This is a genomic window from Chryseobacterium gambrini, from assembly GCF_900156825.1.
Taxonomy (GTDB): Bacteria; Bacteroidota; Bacteroidia; order Flavobacteriales; family Weeksellaceae; genus Chryseobacterium; species Chryseobacterium gambrini.
Genome location: NZ_FTOV01000001.1, coordinates 152,779 through 174,792 on the forward strand (window position 1 = coordinate 152,779; position 22,014 = coordinate 174,792).

Consider the following 22,014-nt stretch of genomic DNA (forward strand, 5'->3'; position numbering starts at 1 on the left):
AAAAAATACGATATGTCAGTTTTAGAAATGAAAGTTCCTTCACCGGGCGAATCAATTACAGAAGTTGAAATCGCAACTTGGCTTGTAAAAGATGGTGATTATGTAGAAAAAGATCAACCCATCGCTGAAGTAGATTCAGATAAAGCTACTCTTGAATTGCCTGCTGAACAAAGTGGTGTAATCACTCTGAAAGCTGAAGAAGGTGACGTTGTACAAGTAGGACAGGTGGTTTGTTTAATCGATATGGATGCTGCAAAACCTTCAGGAAGCGCTGCTCCTGCTGCTGAAGCTTCAAAACAGGAAGAAGCTCCGAAAGCGGCTGAACCTGCTAAACAGGAAGCTCCGGCTCCACAACCTGCTGCTCAGCCTGTAGCTGCTGCAACGCAGACGTATGCAACGGGTGCTCCTTCTCCTGCGGCTAAAAAAATTCTTGACGAAAAAGGAATGGATGCTTCACAGGTTTCAGGAAGCGGAAGAGACGGAAGAATCACTAAATCAGACGCTGAACTGGCTGCAGTTCCTGCATTGGGAGGAAACCCTGTTACCGCTACAGGTTCCAGATCTACAACTACGACTAAACTTTCAGTTCTTAGAAGAAAAATCGCTCAGAGATTAGTTTCTGTGAAGAATGAAACGGCAATGTTAACGACTTTCAATGAAGTTGACATGTCTGAAATCTTCAGATTAAGAAAATTATATAAAGAAGAATTTGCTCAGAGACACGGAGTAGGACTTGGTTTCATGTCTTTCTTTACAAAAGCGGTAACAAGAGCTTTACAGATGTATCCTGATGTAAACGCATCCATCGACGGAGATTTCAAAGTAAACTATGATTTCTGCGATATTTCAATTGCGGTTTCAGGTCCGAAAGGATTAATGGTTCCTGTATTGAGAAATGCTGAAAATATGTCTTTTGCAAGCGTTGAAGCCAACATCAAAGATTTAGCGACCAAAGTAAGAGACGGAAAAATCACGGTTGACGAAATGACAGGCGGAACGTTCACCATTACAAACGGTGGAACTTTCGGATCTATGATGTCTACACCTATCATTAACCCTCCTCAATCTGCAATCTTAGGGATGCACAACATTATCCAGAGACCGGTTGCGGTTGACGGACAGGTGGTAATTCGTCCGATGATGTACGTTGCGATGTCTTATGACCACAGAATTATCGACGGAAAAGAGTCTGTAGGATTCTTAGTTGCAGTAAAAGAAGCAATCGACAATCCGGTTGGTATCTTAATGAACGGAGACGAAAGAAAAGGTCTTGGATTATAATTATTGATAAAAATTATAGTATAAATATAAATCTCGCCTCAAAAAGGCGAGATTTTTGTATCTCTTGTAATAAATACTAAGATGATGTTTTCTAAAATGACCTCCAATATCAAAGTTTCAGTAATACCTGAATATGATAGCAAAAACAGTTATCCGTCCGAAAACAGACACGTTTTTAAATACAATATCGTTATTGAAAACGAAGGAAGTTTTCCGATAAAAATTCTTAAAAGAAAATGGCTGATCTTCGACGTAGGCTTCGGATATACAGAGATCATCGGGGATGGCGTAATCGGCTTGACTCCTGAGATTCCTACAGGCGAAAATTTCGCTTATTTCTCCAATGTGATGCTTCGTTCCGGAGTGGGAAATATGAGCGGAAAATACCTTGTAAAAAATATGGAAACGCAGGAAAGCTTTGAAATTGATATTCCTAAATTCAATCTTTTATCAGAAGTTTTAAGCAATTAAAATTCCAAAATCTGGAAATTAAATTATGTATTTTGGAATTTGGCTGTTTTAATTCGAAAAAATAGCAAAAAGATTAAAGTTTTTTTATTTTTAATTTCATCAGATCATTCACCTCTTCATTGCTTGTGAGAAACAGTTTTTCAAAAGCCAGTAAAGATATTTTAGCACAAACCTCTGCATCGTCACCCGCTCTGTGATGGTTAAAACTGATCTGGTGGTATTCAGCAAGATGTTTTAATCCATATCTAGGAAGATAATTCCATGATTTTTTAGCTAACTGAATACTGCACAGATAGTTGAGTTTTGGAGTGAACATTCCATAATGATTCAGGCATCCGCGAAGCACACCTGCGTCAAATCCTGCGTTATGAGCAATCATTAACGTTCCGTACATCATTTCCTCTACTTCATACCAGATTTCATCGAAAGTAGGAGCATCTTTTACATCATCCGGAAGAATACCGTGAACATCCACATTAAAAGGACTGAAATAAGGAAAACTCGGTGGTTTGATGAGCCATGTTTTGGTCTCAATTATTTTTGAATCCTGCACAACACAGATTCCAAGCTCACACGCGGAATTTCGCTCGTGAGTTGCCGTTTCAAAATCTATTGCGCAGAAATCCATAAATAAAGTTTATAGTTTATTGTTTTAAGTTAAGGATTTAAATTTTCTTTTTATCCCCTAAAAAATGTTTGAAAACAAGCCATTTGGCTTGGTAATAATCAGTTTTCTGATGTTTCTGACGGCGTTTTAAAGTGCCGGGAATCTGTGCGTAAAATCCGAAATGTCCTCTTAAAACTGCCCAAAAATGGGAAATTCCATTTTTATAAGCAAAATAAAATGAGGCAGCTCCGTCAAGGCACAATCTGAAAAAAATCAGCCAGATTAATTTTGGAAAAGGCAGGTTCTTTAGTAACATCGAAAAATTATTTCGAATGTTTAAATAGGTTTTCTGTGCACTTTGCTTGTTTAAAGTTCCTCCGCCAACATGATATACTTTTGATTTTCCGGTATAAAAAATTTTCTTTCCCGAATTAATCAGTCTCCAGCAAAGATCAATTTCTTCCTGATGTGCAAAAAACCGTTCATCAAAACCTTTCTGCTCCCAAAAATCTTTGCTTCGGATAAATAAACAGCATCCGGAAGCCCAGAAAATTTCCGTTTCATCATCATACTGCCCTTTATCTTCTTCCAGATCATCAAAAACTCTTCCTCTGCAATACGGATAACCCAAATTATCAATCAAACCGCCTCCTGCACCCGCAAATTCGAAGTAGTTTTTATTGTTGTAGGAAAGGATTTTAGGCTGAACTGCTGCAATGGAAGAATCTTTTTCAAAAAGTTCCAAAACAGGATCGATCCAGTTTTCGGTAACCTCCACATCGGAATTCAGAAGACAGTACAATTCATTTTTAATTTCCTTTAAACCTTCATTGTAGCCACCTGCAAAGCCGTAATTTTTATTGTTTTTAATAATCTGTACCGAAGAAAAATTCTTTTGAAGAAAATCGACAGAATAATCGGTGGAAAGATTGTCAACCACATAAATATCAGCATTTTGAGAAAACTGAACCACATTGGGAAGAAATTTTTCCAGCCAGCTTTTCCCGTTCCAGTTTAAAATAACGACTGCTAATTTTTTCGACATGAGAAATTAAATTTTTTCTGAATCAAAAGTTTTTATAGAATCCTGATATTTCCATTTTCTGTGCGACCAAAGATAGTTATCGGGTCTTTTATTCAACGTATTTTCCAATAGTCTATGGAATTTTTTCACCACTTCATTTTCCACAAATTTTTCTCCGTCCGGATAAATTCTGTGATAATTAACCTGATAATAACCGCGTTTTACCTTCTTCATTTCACAGTAAATGAACGCCAGGTCCATTCTTGTTGCCAATTTATCATAACCGATGAAAACCGGAGTTCTCTGGTTTAAAAATTCTAAACCGTAATTAACGTGGGAAAAGTGGGGAGTCTGGTCTGCCACAAACATATAGGCAGAACTGCCTTTGCTTTTGGATCTGAAAATGTGCATGATCACTTCATTCGCTTCCAGTGCTTCATTCCCGAATTTATTACGGACTTTTTTCATCTGGTTTTCCCAGAAATCACTGTTCACTTTTCTGTAAACAGGATGGCAGTGATCCTGCGGAATTACTTTAGCAAGAGCATTGATCCATTCCCAGTTGAAAACATGTCCCGCAAGCATAATCACATTTTTTCCTTCCGCTTTTGCCTCATGAAAAACTTCCTGATTGATGTGCTGCATTCTTACCCGCGATTCTGTTTCGGAAATACTGAAAGACTTTACCGTTTCTACAAGATAATCGGAAAAGTTGAGATAGAATTTCTTCCGGATCTCTGCAATTTCTTCATCCGTTTTTTGGGGAAAAGAATTCTTCAGGTTTTTGGTAATTACATTTTTTCTGTAGCCGACGATATAATGATTCAGAAAGAAAATAATGTCTGAAAATACATATAAAACTTTCAGGGGAAGTTTGGAGATCAGGTATAATATTTTGATAAGGAAATTCATAAAACATGCAAATTTACGTATAATAAAATTATGGTTCTATTTTTGCTTACAAATAGTATTATTTTTTTATTTTTAACGTATGAAAAAATTATCATTAATAGCATTTATGGGGTTAAGCTCTATCGCTTTCTCCCAGAATACCAATACCATAAGACAGGAAGACAAAAGCAAAGAAGAAAAGGCGTTATTGGTAAAGACAGATCATGCCGAACTGGATGCCAAGAAAAAAGCAGCAGAAGAGAAGGCAAAGCTTCCAAAGCCTTATGATCCGAAAGCGGATGCAGAAAAAGATATACAGAATCTTATTGCAAAAGCGAAAAAGGAGAAGAAAAACATCATGATTCAGGCAGGAGGAAACTGGTGCATCTGGTGTTTAAGATTCAATCAGTATGTACAGACTACTCCGGAACTGAAAAAACTAGTGGACGACAATTATGTATATTACCACCTGAATTATTCTCCGGAAAACAAAAACGAAAAGATATTTGCGAAATACGGCGATCCGGGAACGAAATTCGGATATCCTGTTTTCATCGTTCTGGATCAGAATGGTAAAATGATCCACGTTCAGCAGAGCGACGTTTTAGAGGAAGGAAAAGGATACAGCCTTGAAAAAGTAAAAGAGTTTTTCAACGTCTGGTCTCCAAAATCATAATCATAACCGGGAATTTCTCCCGGTTTTTTTATTTAAATAATATTCCTTACCACAATTTTCACCGGATGATACAGTAAAATAATCACTGCGGTAATTAAAGCCAGCCAGAACAATCCTGTAAAAATTTCCATATTGGAAAGCAGAATTGCCTGTGAATTTATTTTTGACTTAAAGATTCCGGCAGTGACAGACAAAGAGTCATTAACCGGAAGTTTCGAAATGGTATTTCCAAAAATCTGGTTCCATTGCGACGCGAAAATCGGGTTTGTGCTTACAAATTCCGAGCTTAAAGAATCGGAATGTTTTAGCGTTAAAAAAAGCATCAGATTCTGCATCAACGCATAACCGATTGCTGTGGTCCAGAATCTTGTGGCGGTTCCTACTGCGGTCGCATTGGAAACGTACTGTTCCGGCATTCCTGCGATTAAGAAGAATACAAGCGGAGTAAAAAGCAAGCCTTGTCCGACTCCCTGAAGAAACAAGGGCGGACAAATCGTCTGAAGCGTTGTATCCGGATAAAAAGTATAGGTAAACCATGCGCTGTCTATGGCTAAAATTAAAAACCCGGTAAAAAATACAAGCCTTGAAGAAGCACCTTTCGTGATGCACAATGCGGACAAAAAAACGCCCAGAAGACTTCCTGCAACGTTCCAGTACTGAACTTCCACAATATAATCCCACTGCCATTTCCAGACAACTGCCATCACGTTGTATACATTGTTGATGGAAGCTCTGAGAATATAAAAGATAAAGAAAAGAATAACCCCAACAATTACATTTTTCGAGCTGAAAACTTCAAAATGGAAAAACGGGCGCGGCTGATTTCTCTGTTTCAACATGAATAATCCTCCAAAAATCAGGAACAGTAAAAAACAGAATACAATACTATTAGATTCAAACCACATCAGTCTTTTTCCATAGATCAGCGCGTAACCTCCTGCCTGAAGACATCCCCAAAGCAAAAACCAGCTTGCAATATCAAGTTGATACAAAGGTTTTTTCGGGAAAAATCTGTTCTTATTGAAAATAGCAAAAGCCATTACCAGAACGAAAACGTGAAAATAGACCATCATGAGAATCATGTGGCGGAAATCGTAGTTTTCTATGCTTGATTTCAGCAGGGAAGTGGTCAATGTTCCGCCTGTGAGAATAATGGTGTACATAAAAAGGTAGGCAATTTCTTTGGCGTGTTTTGTCTTTAATTCAGCCACAATAAGCGGGAGAAATATAGCGCCTTCCAAAACTCCGAAAATTCCTTCCAGAAAACGGATGATAAGAATAATATGATAATCATGCGTAACGGAAAGTCCGTAAAGAATGAGAACGGAAGCGGAAGACATCAGCAAAGTATAATATTTTACGCTGAAATATGCCATAAAACGCTGTATCACCAGAAGAGTGACCACAAATGTTCCGTACATCAGGATCATTAAATATTGTATGTCATCGGAATCTGCATCCATAAAAGACGCGGTAAAAGCACTGTTGGAATGCAGAAGCGACAGCAGCATCAGATGCGGAAAAAGCGCTAGAATAAGAAGCGGAAGTTTCAGCCACTGCGGAACCCATCGATGATAAACTGAATTGTGATGCATGATTAATTGAATAAAGGAAATAAAAATTGCGAAAAGACAGAAAATTGTAAAAAAAAGGTAAGATGGCAAAATTGTATTCTGCCTTTTCGCTAAAAATAATTGATTGGTTAATTAAAAATCCGAGAAAAATGAAAACACTAAAAAAACTCAAACCCTCTCACTCTCTCACTCTCAAACATTCAAACTCTAAATCTTCCTCGCACTCACCAGAACGTTCATTCCGGAAAGCAATTTTTCATTGTTTTGATTTTTATTGAGAATGATTTTTACCGGAAATCGCTGTTCAATCTTTACAAAATTTCCTGTTGCATTGTCCGGCTTTACCAAGGAAAACTGGGAACCGGAAGCGGGAGAAACCGACACGATTTTTCCTTTAAATTCCACATCAGGATACGCATCAGCGGTGATAATGACTTCTTTTTGCTGGTCGATTTGTCCCAACTGCGTTTCTTTATAATTGGCAATGATCCATTTTTCTTTGCTTACGATCTGAACCAAAGCCTGACCTTCTTTGATCAGTTGTCCTTCCTGAATGGTTTTCTTTCCTATCCAACCGTCGTAAGGTGCGGTAACATAAGTGTAGGAAAGAAAAAGCTTCGCATTGTTAAGATTGGCAGAACTTTGCTGTATCTGGCTTTTTACCGGAGCGATTTTCGTTTTTTGCTCACTAACGCCTGCTTTTACTGCGTTCTTTTGCTGTTCTAAAGCTGATAAGCTCGCTTTTGCCTGTTCATACAAAGCTTTTGCATTTTCAAACTGCTGATCGGTTGCTGCATCTTCATCCACTAAATTTTTATATCGTTTAAAATCCTGTTCGGTTTTCCAGATGTCGATTTTGGCAGAAGCAATTTTTGCATCAATAATTTTAGTGCCACTTTCTTTCGTATTCACTCCGCTTTCGATGGTGTTGATATTATCTGAATTGGCATGGAGACCGGCTTCCGCTATTTTTACCTGATTGATAAACTCGCGGTTGTCGATGATAAGTAAAGTGTCACCTTTATGCACAAACTGGTTTTCATTGAATTTTATTGTTTTTATAAACCCCGAAACTTTGCTGGAAACCGGCGTAATGTACTGTTCGATCTGCGCATCGTTGGTCGTTACATTTTTTCTCGAAAAAAGATAGAAGCTTAACATTCCTGTTATTCCGCTGATGATAAGAATCCACGCCAAAACGCTGATGATTTTATTGATTCTTTTTTCCTTTTGTGTTAATTGTTTCTTCGCCATAGTTTTATAAATTTCCAATCGTGTACTGGAGTTGATAATATTTAAGTTGTCGGTTAATTTTTACGGAAATAAGGTTGGATTGCGCTTCCAGATAGGCATTGTCGGCATCAATGAGTTCGGTGATTAAACTTAACTTATTCGCATATTTGGTCTTTACGATCCTGTAATTTTCTTTTGCCTGATTGATCGCTTCTTCCGCAATGATTACTTTCTGTTCCGTTTCTTCGAATTTTTTGAAAGCTTCATACACTTCATGCCGGATATTTTCTTCGTTTTCTTCGATCTGCAATTGGGCAAGAGTTATATTTTCTTTTGCTTCCTGCATTTTGTAATTATTTTTATACAGATTTTCGATGGGATAGGTAAGATTGATACCGATCATTCCCAAACGGTACGCATAAGGTTCGGGCGGAAAAAACATCATGTTGGGATATTTTAAAAAGTACTCTCCGCCTGCGGTAATTTTCGGTAAATAATTCGCTTTGGCAATTTTCTGATCCAGTTCTTTCAGAGTGAGATTTTTATTGGCAATTTCTACCGATTCGTTTTTATGTAAAGCGGTTTCCGTTAATTCATTGATGTAAGGGATTTCTGCATTCTCAGAAATTAAGTCTTCTGTTTCCACATGCATTTCCTGATTTTCCGGAAGCGAAAGCATCGTTTTCAGCTTGTGTTCAGCAATCTGAATATCATTATCCAGTTCTGTCTGGCTCATTTTATGGTTAGAGAGCTGTAAAGAGGTTCTCAGAACTTCGTTTACCGTAACCACACCGTTTACTTTCAATGCTTTTACCTGTTTGATGTTTACGGAATCTTCTTTCATTTTATCATTAATTAAACGCTGTTGTTCTTTTAAATGATGAATCTGCAGAAAAGCGGTAATAATTTCCATCTTTAGCTGTCTCTCATTCAGATGGGTTTTAAGAGATGAAATTTCGGTATCAATAGCGGCTTTTTTTTCGGTATTTTTAATTTTTCTGCCCATATAAACCGGAATGGAAGCCGAAAGCGTAAAATCGTACATTCCATTGATGATGTTGTACTTTGTGGCTTTTGCAAACACGCCGTCTTCATGCTGAAAAAGATTGGTGACCTGATTGTAGCTTGTGTGAAATTCTACATCGGGAAGCTTTTCCATTTTCAGATCTTTTTCTCTGGTTTCGGACATTTCATCTTTTAAATGGCTGATTTTTATTTTTTTGTTTTGAATTAATCCGATCTCTATCGCTTTTTGCAATGTAAGATGTTGATAATCGGTTATCTGTGCCTGTAATAAATTACTCATAAGTAATAGGCACAACGCAAACCACTGATATCTGTTTGCGTATGATATCATTTTCATAAATATAGTTAAGATTTTTTGCTGAATTGATTTTGACTCTGCAAATTTACGCGGTGCAGCTTCCGACATGATTTGTGAAAACAGAAAAAGATTTGCTCATTTACGCCATATTGAAATTTTCTCTTTACCTTTATTGAATGAACGAAAGTCATTTTAAAGCAGTAGAAGAAGCAGATTCGGAATTTTACGTTTATCATGTACTTACCGGAAAGGTGAAAACCGAGATTCATTATCACAGTTCGGCTCAGTTGGTGTATGCAGAAGGCGGAATCGTGCATATTTTCACCGATCTGAAACACTGGTATTTACCGGCAAGATGTTTTATGTGGATTCCTGCCGGAACACCGCATTACATTTTTTCTACCAGTCCGAAAGTAGATTTGTACAATTTTTATTTTAAAAAAGAAGAGAATGAAAATGGCTTTTTTGATGAAATTAATATTTATTCGGTAAGTCATCTTCTTCGGGAGATGATTTTGTATACCAAAGACTGGGATGGGAAAATCACAAGAAATGATGGGGTAAAATATGATTTTCTTAAAGCATTAAAAGGGATTTTACCTGAAAAGAGGGATAAAAAACTGGCATTTCCGGTTCAACATCCTTTTCCGAATGACGAAATGCTTCTGAAGGTGGCACAGTACATTCATGCGAATCTGGAAAAGCCTTTAAGCATAGAATCTACGGCAAAAGAATTCGGGATGAGTACAAGAACGCTTTCCCGAAAGTTTAAGGAAATTCTGGGCATGAATTACGTCCGTTTTTTACGTGCGCTGAGAATTACCCGCTCTCTGGAATTGATGCTGGAAGGGAAGTACAATATGTATGAGATCGCGATGATGGTGGGATACAACAGCTTGTCTTCTTTCAGTAATATTTTTAAGAAGGTGATCGGGGTTGCTCCGACGGATTATCTGCAGAAGCTGAAGGGAGAGGAGTGATTTTGAGGTGGAGAGTTTTGGGTTTGAGAGTTTGAGAGTGGGAGGGTTTTTGTGTTTTTTCTAAATACTAATGACATAAATTTTTTTCATGAAAACATTAATTAAATTTCTGCTTCATTCTTTATTTTCGGAGAAGTAAGTCTTGTGAAAACGTATCAGTATTTATTAATGACGGGAATTTTAGCCCCGATTGTAATGAAAATCCTTTTTTGAAAAAAAAGATTGCAATGGAAAGCGGGAAATAGCTCCTGAAAAATATAGAGATGTTCTTTTTGAGGGTAGATTTCTCCTTCGTCGAAATGACAAATCTGCTGATGTAATGATAAATTGTTGTGAAAGATTGCTTCGTCGCTTTAGAACTGCGTTCGCAGACCCTCAGTCTGTTCGCAATGACACAAAAAAACCACTTCGGTTGAAGTGGTTTATATGTTGAGAAAATCTCGTCTTGATTAAGCTTCTTCAGAAGATGCTTCTTCTTTTTTAGCAGGAGCTGCTTTTGGAGCTTCAACCGGAGCATCAGATACAACATCGAATTCGTAGTTGTACTCAACGTTTCTGTGAAGTCTAACAAGAGCTGAGAATTTACCTGTTCTCTTAATTGTGTTTCCAGGAATTTTGATGTATTTTTTGTCTACAGATACACCTGCTTTTCCTAAAGCTGCAGCTAAATCTGCATTGTTGATAGAACCGAATAATTTATCACCAGTACCTACTTTTGCAGGAATTGTGATAGAAGTTTTCTTTAATTGCTCTACTACAGCGTTTGCAGCAGCAACCAATTTAGCTTCTTCTTCTTTTCTAGCCTCCAAAGTAGCTTCTAAAGCTGCAATGTTTTTAGGAGTAGCTAATAAAGCATACCCTTGAGGAATTAAGAAGTTTCTTGCATAACCAGGCTTTACGCTTACTGTGTCGAATTCAAGACCTAAGTTTTCTACGTCTTTTTTTAGAATAATGTTCATTGTTGTTGTCCGTTTTAGAGTTTGGAGTTCCGGGGTTTATATTCCGGCTTACTCTTCACATCGTTAGAATTTATAAATTAATTCAGCAACAAAAAGCCAAAAGCGAGAAGCTAATGGCTAATTGCATTTTTTTTATTTCAATAAGTCAGCTACGTATGGTAGTAACGCCAAGTGTCTTGCTCTTTTGATCGCAGCAGAAACTTTTCTTTGGTATTTTAAAGAAGTTCCTGTGTATCTTCTTGGTAAGATTTTACCTTGCTCGTTTACGAACTGTAATAAGAAATCAGCATCTTTGTAATCTACGTGCTTAATTCCGTATTTTTTGAATCTACAATATTTCTTTTCAGATTTTGTATTGATATCAAGCGGAGTAAGGAATTTTACTTCAGATTCTCCTCCAGCTGAGGCTTGTTTAGCCATTTCGTCTATTGCCATTGTCTTGTCTTTTAAAAATAGGGTTAATAATTAAGCTTTAGCTGCTTTTACTTTTGCTCTTCTAGTTACAGCATAGTCAACAGCGTGTTTGTCTAGTTTTGTAGTAAGGTAACGGATTACTCTCTCGTCACGCTTGAATGCCAATTCTAAATCAGCAACTACAGAACCTTCACCTTTAAACTCGATTAAAGTGTAGAATCCGTTCTTTTTCAATTGGATCGGGTAAGCTAATTTTTTTAATCCCCAGTTTTCTTTAGCAACGATTTCGCAGTTCTTTTCTTTAATAAGATCTTCGAATTTTTTCACTGCTTCCTCCACCTGTGCATCAGATAGAACGGGAGTTAAAATGAAAACAGTTTCGTAATTGTTCATAATGTTAAAAAATTTGTTAATTATTTCGAGGTGCAAAAGTAGAGAATATATTTGTAATATGCAATACGAAAGCGAATGTTTCTGAAAAATTGTTGGTGGTAAATTGTTGTCAGTTCATGGTTTTTGTTTTTTATAAATGAACTTTAAACCCAAAACCCTGAACTCTAAATACTATCGTCTTTTCTGATCTCCGTTAAAAAATTCACTTTTATGACGTCATATAAAGAATGTCGGCTTACCAAAATGGAGGCAATGGAAGACACCATTCCGGCTAACATAAGATGAAATATTAAAGAATGTCTGTCGGTCATTTCCAGAACAATGATTGCCGATGTAAAAGGTGCTCTTGTAATTCCCGTTAAAAAAGCAACCATTCCTGCCAAAACAACAACATTGGTTTCATTCGGGCTTAAATGAATGAATCCTGAAATTACAGAACCAATACTTGCTCCGGCTGTTAAAGCAGGGGCAAAAATTCCTCCTGCGCCGCCGGAAGTGAAGGAAAGGGCAGGACCCAACATTCTTAAAACCGGAACGTACCAGTCTTCATGTTTTTCTGAAGTAAAAAGAACGCGTTCCATGATTTCTTTTCCGGAGCCTAATATTTCTCTGTTGATGAAAAAGGCTATAGAAGCGATGATCAGAGCGCAGAAAATTAAAAATGCTACGTTCGCACGGTCTGTTTTAAGTTTTCTTTTCTTCCAGTCATTCATTTTAAGCATGATTACGGAGAGCTGACTGGCTAAAATTCCGGCAGTTCCGCCTACTAAAATGATGGGAAACATGACCATTAAAGAAACGTCGTTTGTTTTTGGATATCCCAAATATAGGTAAGAACCTGCCAAAGTCTGCGCCGTTAAACCCGCAATGATAACTGCGGTAAACAGAGCGGTTTTAAAGTAATTGATATGGGTTTTGGAAAGTTCTTCCACGGCGAAAACAATTCCGCCTAAAGGTGTGTTAAAAGCTGCTGCAAGTCCCGCTGCCGCACCCGTCATGATCATGTTTTTTTTTGAAATTTTCGGCCACCATTCGGGAAGGTATTCGTTTACTTTTCTGAAAACAGAACCTGCAATCTGAATCGTAGGACCTTCACGACCGACTGCACCGCCTCCAATGACCAGAATAACAGAAGAAAGAATTTTAAAAACAATAATTTTTAAGCTTAGTAAACTTCGGATCTTTTTATGTTCTTTCGGGTTGGCTAATTCTACGGCTGCCATCACCTGAGGAATTCCGCTTCCTTTTGCATTCGGGGCAAATTCTTTCACCAGCCACCAAGACAAGACAAAACCAATCGGAGCAATTATGAAGATCATCCAGGAATGCCAGTCCAAAATAAAATGCAAAAGATTTTCTCCCCATGCAAAAATTTTGGCATACATCACCGCTACAAATCCCGTAATCACAGAGCCAATCCAGAAAGGAATTGCCTGAAGCAGATTGTACTTCAGTTGTTCGTTTCGGATGTTGTCGAAAGATTTTTTAAGAGATTTCCGGATGATGACTATTATTTTCAGCATTTAATTGTTGGTAGCAAGATTGATGATAAAAATAAGGAATTTATATTTCTTCTAAAAATTTTGCCACCAGTAAAGCGTTTTGTACAGAAAGTTCTTTAGGCAAGGCGAAGCTTAATACGTTGTTTTTAATTTCCAGCTTAAAATCTTCATCAGAAAACGCTTTGATTGTTTCTTTTCTTCCTGAGTTTAAAAAGGATTGGGTTTTAAAAGGATCGCTTCCCAAAACATAAAAATCTTTAAAATCACGGTCTTTAAAATTAACAGTAAAGCTGCTGAATATTCCTGCTATTTTATCTGCCCATTTCTTTCTGTTGACTGAAATAAATCCAAAATCACTGCTTAATTTTTTCATTCCCCAGATTTGCAGACTGTCGTACGAAGTTGTTGTGCGTGCTCCTTTTGCGGTGGTTCCTATTTTGCTGACGATAAAGAGATAAAAAGAATTCTGTCTGTTGTTATCCGTAATGAAATAGCCTATTTTGGGAGTAAAAAGCGGTATTTCTTCACCGGAATTAAATTCATGAAAAAGGGAGGCTTTGATTTCAATAACAGCAATATCGTAAATTTCAAAAAGTTTGTCATAAACCTCAAAAATCAGATTTTCTTCTTCTTTTGAAAAATCGAAAAGTTTTTTAACATTGAGTTTTCTGAAATCCAGTTCCACAGTGAGAATGTTTTTTTAGTTTAGACAAACTGAGAATTAAAGTTAAATGTTAATTATTTTTTCATTAAATCTTGTATTTTGTTGACCATGTTTTCTGCGTTGGTATTTTTTGGGTTTAATGCTAAAGATTTTTTATAATTTTCTAATGCTAAAGTATAGTTTTTAATTGAAAAATAACCTTCTCCCAAACTGTCAAAAGCATTCGCCGACTGAGGATTTTCTTTAGCATTTAACGCAAAAACTTTTACTGCCTCATTAAATCTGGAATTTCTCATTAAAATATAACCGATATTATTCAATGTGTCTTCAAAATTCCATTTTGAATCTTTTGCTTTAATGGAATAATAATTTTTTTCAGCATTTGGATTGTTTGGCTTAAAAAATTCATTAATAATTGATTCTTCTGCTAACAGAAAATTATCTGTTAAATTTTTATCCACGATGGATGCAATATGATTTATGATGTGATATTGTTCTGGAAAAAAGTTATAACCGTTTGACATCATGATTATTGCCATATTATTTTGTGGATAAAATCTGAAAGCGCTTACATTTCCTCCAGAAAAGCCGTAAGACGAAATATTATTCACTTTATTGATTTCCCAGCCGTATGCAAAGACATCTTTTTTATTTCCATATTCAAATGGCAGCCACATCATGTCTTTTGTTTTTTGATTCAGGAAGTCATTTTTACTTAAATGGCTGCTCCATTTCAAAAATGCAGGCAGAGTAATGGCTATTCCGTTTCCGGGATATGCTTTTTTTCCTTCAACATCTTTAGATTTTACATATTTTTTAGTCTCCGAATCGAAATTGTATTTTATAACACGGTTCGGAATTTTTTCAAGAGCATTTGACGAATAAACAACCTGATTTTTTACATCAGAAAATTGACTACTTAGAATAAAATCTTCAAAAGATTGTACTGTAATTTTTTCAATAATCATAGAGAGAAGCATATAATTCGTTTGATTATATCTGAATTCGTTCCCTGTTGTAAAATCCATTTTCTCTTTGCTCAACCGTTCAATAGTTTTAGAACCTGAATATTCCGGCAGAATATCACTGAAAGCAATAAAATCCGGTATTCCGGAAGAATGGGTCAAGAGATTTTTCACCTTTACATTTTGCCATTCCTGGGGTAGATTTTCAACATATTTTGAAACATTGTCTTCTAAAGATAATTTTCCTTGTTCTATTAATTGAAAAACACCAATGTCAGTTATTAATTTTGAAGTAGAATATATCCTGAACATTGAACTTGGACTTACTTTTTTAGCGTCTTCCAAATTTTCCGTACCGTAATATTGCTCAAAAATTACTTTACTATCTTTTATAACACCAATTGCTAAACCGGGAATTTGATTTGCTTTAATGGCTTCTTTTACGTAATTATCAATTAATGTAAACTGATTGGCTTGCTGCGAAAAAGAGACGGCAGAAATATTTAAGACAAAAGTTGCCAGAAGAATTTGTTTCATATTTTGAGAATATAGGTTCTTACTTTTATTTAAAGACAGTTAAAAAAAGCATTCTATTACATGGTTTGTCTGGATTTGGTATAAAATGTTACAAAGTTTTTCAAACAAAAAACCTCCGAAAAAAATCGAAGGTTTTATATTGTAAAGATATTTTGATAAGCTTAATATGACAATTACATCACTTATCATTCATCATTTATAAATTATATTTCTGTATTCAGATCCCAGTTTTCAAGGTAATCATGAACATGTTTAAGCATCATTCCTCCTAAAGAACCGTCTACAACTCTGTGATCGTATGAGTGAGACATGAACATTAAGTTTCTGATCGCGATTACATCTCCGTCCGGAGTTTCAAGAACGGCAGGTTTCTTAACGATGGCTCCGATTGCCAAAATTGCAACCTGAGGTTGAGGAATAATCGGAGTTCCCATTAAGTTTCCGAAACTTCCTACGTTAGAAATTGTATATGTTGCACCCTGAGTATCTTCAGGTCTTAATTTTTTGTTTCTTGCTCTGTACGCCAAATCGTTGATCGCTTTTGCCAATCCTGAAAGTGATAACTGATCTGCATTTTTAATAACAGGAACGATAAGGTTTCCATCCGGTAAAGCCGTTGCCATACCGATGTTGATGTTTTTCTTTTTGATGATATTTTCACCGCTGATCGACACATTGATCATAGGGAAATCTTGAATCGCTTTCACAACCGCTTTCACGAAAATCGGCATGAACGTCAGTTTTTCACCTTCACGTTTTTCAAAAAGAGATTTGTTTTTATTTCTCCATTTCACAACGTTGGTAACGTCTGTTTCAATGAAAGAGGTAACGTGCGGAGCAATCTGCTTCGCTTTTACCATGTTTTCAGCGATGATTTTTCTCATTCTGTCCATTGGAATGATCTCATCACCTGCAGCAGCGGTAATGGTTGCCGCCGGAGCTGAAGTCGCAACCGGTTGTGGAGCAGATGCAGTTTGTACCGGAGCTGCCTGCTGAACTGGCTGGCTTCCTCTGTTCTTAACGTACGCTAAAATATCTTCTTTGGTAATTCTTCCTTCCAAACCGCTTCCTTTGATGGTTTTCAGTTCGGTTTCAGAAATATTTTCCTGCTGTGCGATAGATTTTACAAGCGGCGAAAGATAAAGATCTCCCGAAAACTCTGTTGAAGCAGCTACTTTTAAAGGCTCTTCAATGGTTTTTAATATTTCCGGGTCCGGAGCCGCCGCCGGAGTTTCCGTTTTTACTTCTTCAGAAGCAGTGTTTCCGCCTTCTCCTTCAATTTCTAAAATAGCAATGGCTTCACCTACTTTTGCAACTTCGTCTTTCTGTTTCAAAATCTTTACGATTTTCCCCGAAACGGGTGTCGGAACGTCTGAATCTACTTTATCTGTTGCAATTTCTACTACGGAATCATCCTCTTTTACGCTATCACCTTCGTTGAACAACCAGGAGATAATTGTCGCTTCCATAACACCTTCTCCCATGGACGGAAGCAATAATTTGTATTCTGCCATTTTTAATTTTTAGATTTTGACAAATATATAAAAAAAATCGATTTTTTTATGAAATATTAAATTTTAGAAAAATTCAATGTAAATATTTTCGCCCACGTTAAGTCCAAACAGGGATTTTGCCCCGTTTTTTCGGCTTCCTTTGTAGATGGTAAGCTCCAAAAGCTGACTGTCATTGAAGATTGCAGCAGACTGCCCATGAAATTCTGTTTCTCTTTCCCAGTCCGAAACAACTTCCGTATGACTCGAAAAGACTCTTGAAAGTGCTAAGTTTCTGAATTTTATCGTGAAACTTTCATATCCTTTTGAGATGGTTTCAAAAAGATCTTTGTTAATATTTGATATTATATTTCCGAAATTATCAATGTACGTAACTTCTCCGATAATCATTTTTTCAGATTCATTATAAACAGGTTTCGGGAATAAAAGTTGTTTTGCAGAGTCTATTTTTCTTCCGATCACTTCGGGAAGTCCTCCGTTTGCCAGATGAACGGCTGCAGGAACAAAAACGTCCGTAGAAGTAAAATTAACGATATCGTCGAAACGGTTGTTTAAAGTGATTTCGTAGATCGCTTCAGGTTTAATATCAAAAAATATCAAACTTAAAACGCCGTTATCTGCCGCCAGAAAGTAATGTCCGTCGGATTTATATAAAATATTTTTCCTGTTTCTGTTGTGAAAACTGTCTACGGAAACAATATGAATCGTGCCTTTCGGAAAGTGTTTGTACGCATTTCTTACGATGTAAGACGTCTGTATAAGGTTAAATGCCTGTATTTCGTGACTAATATCAACAATATTAACCTTCTGATTCAGAGAAAGAATGCTCCCTTTTACAGCGGCGACTCTGTAATCCAAATTTCCGAAATCTGAAGTGAGGGTTATAATTGACATTGATGGTTGTATAGAATGATAGAAATGCAAATTTATCTAAAATAAAAGGAATGCCCGAAAAATTATGGAAAAGAATTTGATATAAATTTCAAAAAAAGCTTTAAATTTAAAATCTAAAATTAATAATACTGCATGTTTGAATTGACATATGATCTTGAGGATATCGATGCGAAAATCTTCTACGGAGTAAACAACCAATTTTTCAACCTTATAAAATCTACTTTTCCCACTCTTAAAATCACTGGAAGAGATCACTATATTTTTGCGATGGGCAATCAGGAAGCTTTGGACATTTTTAAGAAAAAGCTCGATGATATTGTCAATTTTATTTCAAAAAACAATTCTATAGACCTGAAAGATGTTGAAAATCTTCTGAATATTAAAGATGAAAACGAAAAGCAGCTTGTTTTCGATCAGGATATTATTGTAAAAGGCGTTAACGGCAAAATTATCAAAGCCAAAACCACCAATCTTAAAAAACTGGTAAAGGAAACCGAGAAAAAAGACATGGTTTTTGCGATCGGACCTGCCGGAACAGGAAAAACGTATACGAGTGTGGCTTTGGCGGCAAAAGCTTTAAGGGATAAAACCATTAAAAGAATTGTTTTAACAAGACCTGCGGTTGAAGCAGGGGAGAGCTTAGGATTTTTACCGGGTGATCTTAAGGAAAAGCTGGATCCGTATTTACAGCCTTTGTACGATGCGTTACGCGACATGATTCCGCATGAAAAGCTGGAAGGCTTTATTGAAAAGAAAGTGATTGAAGTGGCTCCGTTAGCGTTTATGAGAGGGCGAACTTTGGATGATGCTTTTGTAATTCTGGATGAAGCCCAAAATACGACCCACTCCCAAATGAAAATGTTTTTAACGAGAATGGGGATGAATGCTAAATTTATCATCACCGGAGATCCGAGTCAGGTGGATTTACCTCCGAAACAGCAATCTGGATTAAAGGAAGCGATGAGAATTCTGAAGGATGTAAAAGAAATCGGTTTTGTTCATTTAACAGAAGAGGATGTAGTAAGACACCCTGTTGTAAGAAAGATTATCCTTGCTTATAATGACGAGGAAAAAAGACAGAGAAACGATTAAACAATTTATCATAATATAATTGAAAAGCAGATTAACAGGTGTTGATCTGTTTTTTATTTTTTAAACACTTCATTGTAATCATTTTGATATTTAAAAAAAAGTGTTATTTTTGCGACTGATTAATAAAAAAAACTATTAACTATGAAGAAATTATTTCTTTTGACAGCAGTCGCTGTTATGGGATTGAGCGCAAAAGCTCAGGAATTCAGATTCGGACCTAAAGCAGGATATTCTTATTCAACCCTTAAGCTTAAAGACAACTCAGATTCTGAGACATCAGATCCGGTACATACTTTTTATATTGGTGGTATTGCCGAATATAAAGTAAGCGATAGATTTGGTTTACAGGGGGAACTTTTATATTCTCCACTTGGAGGAAAACTGAATATTGCAGAAGTTGACCCTAGTAATCCTACCAACTTTTTTAATGTTAAGGCAAAACAGACTTACCATACTTTATTAATTCCTGTTTCTGCTAAATATTTCATTACTGAAGGTCTTTCGGTTTCTGCAGGTGCAAGTTTTGGAGTTATCCTTTCTGCTAAGCAAAAATATTCTGCAGATTTAGGATTAGGCGGTGTTATTCCGGGATTTGAAATCAACAGCAGCGATGAAGTGGATATCAAAAATCAGTTAAATACTTTGAATATTGCTCCTTTCTTAGGTGCTGAATATATGTTGGAGAACGGATTGTTCTTTGATGCAAGATACAATATGGGAGTATCTAATTTAGCAAAAGATGCTTCAAATGGAGAGAAACTAACAAACAGCTTTTTACAGGTTGGTGTAGGATTTAAATTCGGAGGGAACTAAGAATTTATCCTCATAAAAAAATTAAAGCGGTACAGAATTTGTACCGCTTTTTTTCTGTATAAAATACTACCCCGTTTTTATTATCGGAAAATTCTCTATTCAAAATTTAAAATTATTAAAATGAAAAAACTATTATTGTTAGGTGCTTTTGCGTTTTTGGGAGGTCTTACGCAGGCTCAGGAAGGTTTCAGGTTGGGAGCTCATGTGGGTGCACCGCTTGGAGATGCAGCAGATGCGGCGAGTGTAACTCTTGGATTAGACGCAGCTTATATGTGGAATATTACAAAAGGTCTTGACATTGGTGCTACTACAGGATATTCTCATTTTTTCGGAAAAGATAATGTAGACGATTTCGGGTTTGTTCCTGTTGCGGTTTCCGGAAAATACAGATTTAACAAGATTCCGTTGTTCGTAGGATTGGATCTTGGAGCAGGAATTTCTACCAGAAACTATGTCAACAGCGGACTTTACGTTGCGCCAAGAGTAGGATATCAAATGAAGAATACAGAACTGTATTTGGGATTCCAGAGTGTAAGCAGTAAATACAAAGGTCGTGGTCCTTATTGGTACGGAGACGACCGATTTAACTTCGGAGCGGTGAATTTCGGGGTAAATTTCTTCCTGAAGTAAAATTTTTTAAAATCAACTATAATGAACTCCGATTGCAAAATTGGAGTTTTTTTATTCAAAAAATTGTGAAAACGCTAAAAGCCTTTATTTAATAGCTTTTATTGTTGAAAATTGCTAAAAAATACCGATGATATTAATCACATTAACAAATTTTAATATTCAGCATGGTCACTGTAAATTTGCTGTCAGAAAGTATTAAAATTATTAAAAAATGAAAAAGGTATTATTAGCGGGTGCTATCGCACTTTTCGGTTTATCTAACGCGCAAATCGCTAAAGGAACTACATATGTGTCTGGAACTTTAAACTTTGCAGCTACTGAAAACAACAATACAAACATCAAAACTAGTGATTTAACATTAGTTCCTACCATCGGACATTTCGTTGGAACAAACGTGGCAGTTGGAGTTGGAGTTGGTTATGCTTCAAGCGTAGCAAAAAATGAAGGTGCTCTTACTACTACTAAAAGCACTGTTTCTGCATTTGTTGTAGAACCTTTTGCAAGAAAGTACTGGACTTTAGGTGAGAAATTCTACATCTTCGGTCAGCTTTCAGTACCAATGGCTTTCGGAAACGATAAGCTTGAGAATACTACTTTAAATGTAGCAAACACTACAGAAGAGAAATTCAATTCTTTCGGTGTTGCTGTGAAGCCAGGTTTAGATTATTTCTTAAACAAAAACTGGACTATAGAAGCTACAATCGGAGAATTCGGATACAGCAACTTCAAATACAAGAATGCTAAAAGTGTAGATAACTACAACTTCGGTCTTGATTTGGCTTCTGTTGGAATCGGTGTAAAATATGTTTTTGCAAAATAATAAACAAAGCATATAAACTGAAAAGTCCTGAGTTTTACTTAGGGCTTTTTAATCTTTAAAAATAAACTTAAAAATAAATTTTATAACTATGAAAAAATTATTACTGGCGGGTGCTGTTGCACTTTTTGGTTTGTCAAATGCTCAAATGACTAAAGGAGACTGGGTAATCAGCGGAAATACAGGAATTGGTTTCAACAACATGGAAACTAAAACAAAGGTGAACGGACAGACTTTTGACGGAACTAAAGTAAGCACTTTTGCTGTTACTCCATCTGTAGGTTATTTCGTAATTGATAAATTGGCTGTTGGAATCGATTTAGGATTTACTAGTGTTACAACAAAAGATAACGGTGACAAGAATACTGTTTCCAGCTTTTCTGTAATGCCGACTGCTACTTATTACTTCGCAAACAGCAGCAAAGTAGTTCCTTTCTTGGGAGCGGGTATCGGTTATGCTTCTAGCAAAACAAAAGAAACTATTTCAGGAACTTCAACAGATTTTACTGCTGACGGTTTAGCATGGAAAGTAAAAGGAGGAGTTACTTATATGGCAACTCAGTCTTTAGGGATTAACTTAGGAGTATCTTTCGATCAGTTCTCGAACAAAGAAACTTATTTCGGTACTGAATTTAAGAACAGAGTAAATACTTTCGGGGTAAATGTAGGTTTCTCTTATTTCATCAAAGCTAAAGCTCAGAAATCTGATAAATAATTCAATTTCTTTCATTAGGATAAACAAAAAATCCGGTTCAGATATGA

At 36.3% G+C, this 22,014-nt stretch carries 23 protein-coding genes; 9 read left to right on the plus strand and 14 right to left on the minus strand.

All coding sequences use genetic code 11. From position 1 onward, the window contains the following. Positions 1-12: 12 nt before the first annotated feature. Positions 13-1,281, plus strand: a complete 1,269-nt coding sequence (gene odhB / locus BW951_RS00665; protein ID WP_076390038.1) for a 2-oxoglutarate dehydrogenase complex dihydrolipoyllysine-residue succinyltransferase — start codon at positions 13-15, stop codon at positions 1,279-1,281. An 81-nt stretch (positions 1,282-1,362) separates the two neighbouring features. Further along, positions 1,363-1,752, plus strand: a complete 390-nt coding sequence (gene apaG, locus BW951_RS00670) for a Co2+/Mg2+ efflux protein ApaG (protein WP_076390039.1) — start codon at positions 1,363-1,365, stop codon at positions 1,750-1,752. A 73-nt stretch (positions 1,753-1,825) separates the two neighbouring features. On the opposite strand, the gene BW951_RS00675 is transcribed toward apaG, so the two are convergent. The 3 genes from BW951_RS00675 to BW951_RS00685 are packed head-to-tail and all read right to left on the minus strand — an operon-like array spanning position 1,826 to position 4,295. Further along, positions 1,826-2,380, minus strand: coding sequence for a 3'-5' exonuclease (locus tag BW951_RS00675; RefSeq protein WP_076390040.1), 555 nt, complete (start codon positions 2,378-2,380; stop codon positions 1,826-1,828). Between the two features lie 37 nt (positions 2,381-2,417). Then, on the minus strand, positions 2,418-3,404 hold the full coding sequence (locus BW951_RS00680; protein WP_076390041.1) for a glycosyltransferase family 2 protein: 987 nt from the start codon (positions 3,402-3,404) through the stop codon (positions 2,418-2,420). Between the two features lie 6 nt (positions 3,405-3,410). Beyond that, positions 3,411-4,295: a lysophospholipid acyltransferase family protein gene (locus BW951_RS00685; RefSeq protein WP_076390042.1), complete on the minus strand. Its 885-nt coding sequence runs from the start codon at positions 4,293-4,295 to the stop codon at positions 3,411-3,413. Between the two features lie 79 nt (positions 4,296-4,374). Here BW951_RS00685 and BW951_RS00690 point away from each other — a divergent pair, with 79 nt between their 5' ends. Continuing rightward, the gene (locus BW951_RS00690) at positions 4,375-4,950 is read left to right on the plus strand and encodes a thioredoxin family protein (RefSeq protein WP_076390043.1); all 576 of its coding nucleotides are present in this window, start codon (positions 4,375-4,377) and stop codon (positions 4,948-4,950) included. Positions 4,951-4,982: 32 nt separating this feature from the next. Here BW951_RS00690 and BW951_RS00695 read toward each other — a convergent pair whose 3' ends face one another. The 3 genes from BW951_RS00695 to BW951_RS00705 form a co-directional block, all read right to left on the minus strand. Beyond that, the gene (locus BW951_RS00695; protein ID WP_076390044.1) at positions 4,983-6,545 is read right to left on the minus strand and encodes an MFS transporter; all 1,563 of its coding nucleotides are present in this window, start codon (positions 6,543-6,545) and stop codon (positions 4,983-4,985) included. 186 nt (positions 6,546-6,731) lie between these two features. Beyond that, positions 6,732-7,778, minus strand: coding sequence for an HlyD family secretion protein (locus BW951_RS00700; protein ID WP_076390533.1), 1,047 nt, complete (start codon positions 7,776-7,778; stop codon positions 6,732-6,734). A 4-nt stretch (positions 7,779-7,782) separates the two neighbouring features. Then, positions 7,783-9,120, minus strand: coding sequence for a TolC family protein (locus tag BW951_RS00705; protein ID WP_228427454.1), 1,338 nt, complete (start codon positions 9,118-9,120; stop codon positions 7,783-7,785). 137 nt (positions 9,121-9,257) lie between these two features. Between BW951_RS00705 and BW951_RS00710 the strand changes: the two genes are divergently transcribed. After that, positions 9,258-10,061 (plus strand): helix-turn-helix domain-containing protein, encoded by an 804-nt coding sequence (locus BW951_RS00710; protein ID WP_076390045.1) that lies wholly within the window; start codon positions 9,258-9,260, stop codon positions 10,059-10,061. Positions 10,062-10,510: 449 nt separating this feature from the next. Here BW951_RS00710 and rplI read toward each other — a convergent pair whose 3' ends face one another. The 8 genes from rplI to BW951_RS00750 all read right to left on the minus strand — a co-directional run bounded on the left by rplI (position 10,511) and on the right by BW951_RS00750 (position 17,900). Then, positions 10,511-11,020, minus strand: coding sequence for a 50S ribosomal protein L9 (rplI, locus tag BW951_RS00715; RefSeq protein WP_076390046.1), 510 nt, complete (start codon positions 11,018-11,020; stop codon positions 10,511-10,513). 132 nt (positions 11,021-11,152) lie between these two features. Next, positions 11,153-11,455, minus strand: a complete 303-nt coding sequence (rpsR, locus tag BW951_RS00720; protein WP_002979091.1) for a 30S ribosomal protein S18 — start codon at positions 11,453-11,455, stop codon at positions 11,153-11,155. 30 nt (positions 11,456-11,485) lie between these two features. Further along, on the minus strand, positions 11,486-11,827 hold the full coding sequence (gene rpsF, locus BW951_RS00725; protein WP_029293501.1) for a 30S ribosomal protein S6: 342 nt from the start codon (positions 11,825-11,827) through the stop codon (positions 11,486-11,488). A 164-nt stretch (positions 11,828-11,991) separates the two neighbouring features. Next, positions 11,992-13,350 carry a chloride channel protein gene (locus BW951_RS00730; RefSeq protein ID WP_076390047.1) on the minus strand — a complete coding sequence of 453 codons (1,359 nt, stop codon included), beginning with the start codon at positions 13,348-13,350 and terminating at the stop codon, positions 11,992-11,994. Positions 13,351-13,390: 40 nt separating this feature from the next. After that, positions 13,391-14,014, minus strand: coding sequence for a hypothetical protein (locus BW951_RS00735; protein ID WP_076390048.1), 624 nt, complete (start codon positions 14,012-14,014; stop codon positions 13,391-13,393). Between the two features lie 53 nt (positions 14,015-14,067). Continuing rightward, positions 14,068-15,495, minus strand: coding sequence for a serine hydrolase domain-containing protein (locus BW951_RS00740; protein WP_076390049.1), 1,428 nt, complete (start codon positions 15,493-15,495; stop codon positions 14,068-14,070). 203 nt (positions 15,496-15,698) lie between these two features. After that, the gene (locus BW951_RS00745; protein WP_076390050.1) at positions 15,699-17,009 is read right to left on the minus strand and encodes a dihydrolipoamide acetyltransferase family protein; all 1,311 of its coding nucleotides are present in this window, start codon (positions 17,007-17,009) and stop codon (positions 15,699-15,701) included. A 63-nt stretch (positions 17,010-17,072) separates the two neighbouring features. Next, positions 17,073-17,900, minus strand: a complete 828-nt coding sequence (locus BW951_RS00750; protein ID WP_076390051.1) for an SAM hydrolase/SAM-dependent halogenase family protein — start codon at positions 17,898-17,900, stop codon at positions 17,073-17,075. 132 nt (positions 17,901-18,032) lie between these two features. On the opposite strand from BW951_RS00750, the gene BW951_RS00755 reads away from it, so the two are divergent. From BW951_RS00755 to BW951_RS00775, 5 genes are all read left to right on the plus strand, one after another. Continuing rightward, complete coding sequence (locus tag BW951_RS00755) at positions 18,033-18,992, plus strand: PhoH family protein (RefSeq protein ID WP_076390052.1); 960 nt, start codon at positions 18,033-18,035, stop codon at positions 18,990-18,992. Between the two features lie 141 nt (positions 18,993-19,133). Continuing rightward, a complete protein-coding gene (locus BW951_RS00760; protein ID WP_076390053.1) occupies positions 19,134-19,805 on the plus strand; it encodes a porin family protein in 672 nt (223 codons plus the stop codon). Positions 19,806-19,925: 120 nt separating this feature from the next. Next, positions 19,926-20,435, plus strand: a complete 510-nt coding sequence (locus tag BW951_RS00765; RefSeq protein ID WP_076390054.1) for a hypothetical protein — start codon at positions 19,926-19,928, stop codon at positions 20,433-20,435. Between the two features lie 211 nt (positions 20,436-20,646). Beyond that, positions 20,647-21,255: an outer membrane protein gene (locus BW951_RS00770; RefSeq protein ID WP_076390055.1), complete on the plus strand. Its 609-nt coding sequence runs from the start codon at positions 20,647-20,649 to the stop codon at positions 21,253-21,255. A gap of 88 nt (positions 21,256-21,343) precedes the next feature. Then, a complete protein-coding gene (locus tag BW951_RS00775; RefSeq protein WP_076390056.1) occupies positions 21,344-21,967 on the plus strand; it encodes an OmpW family outer membrane protein in 624 nt (207 codons plus the stop codon). Positions 21,968-22,014: the final 47 nt, after the last annotated feature.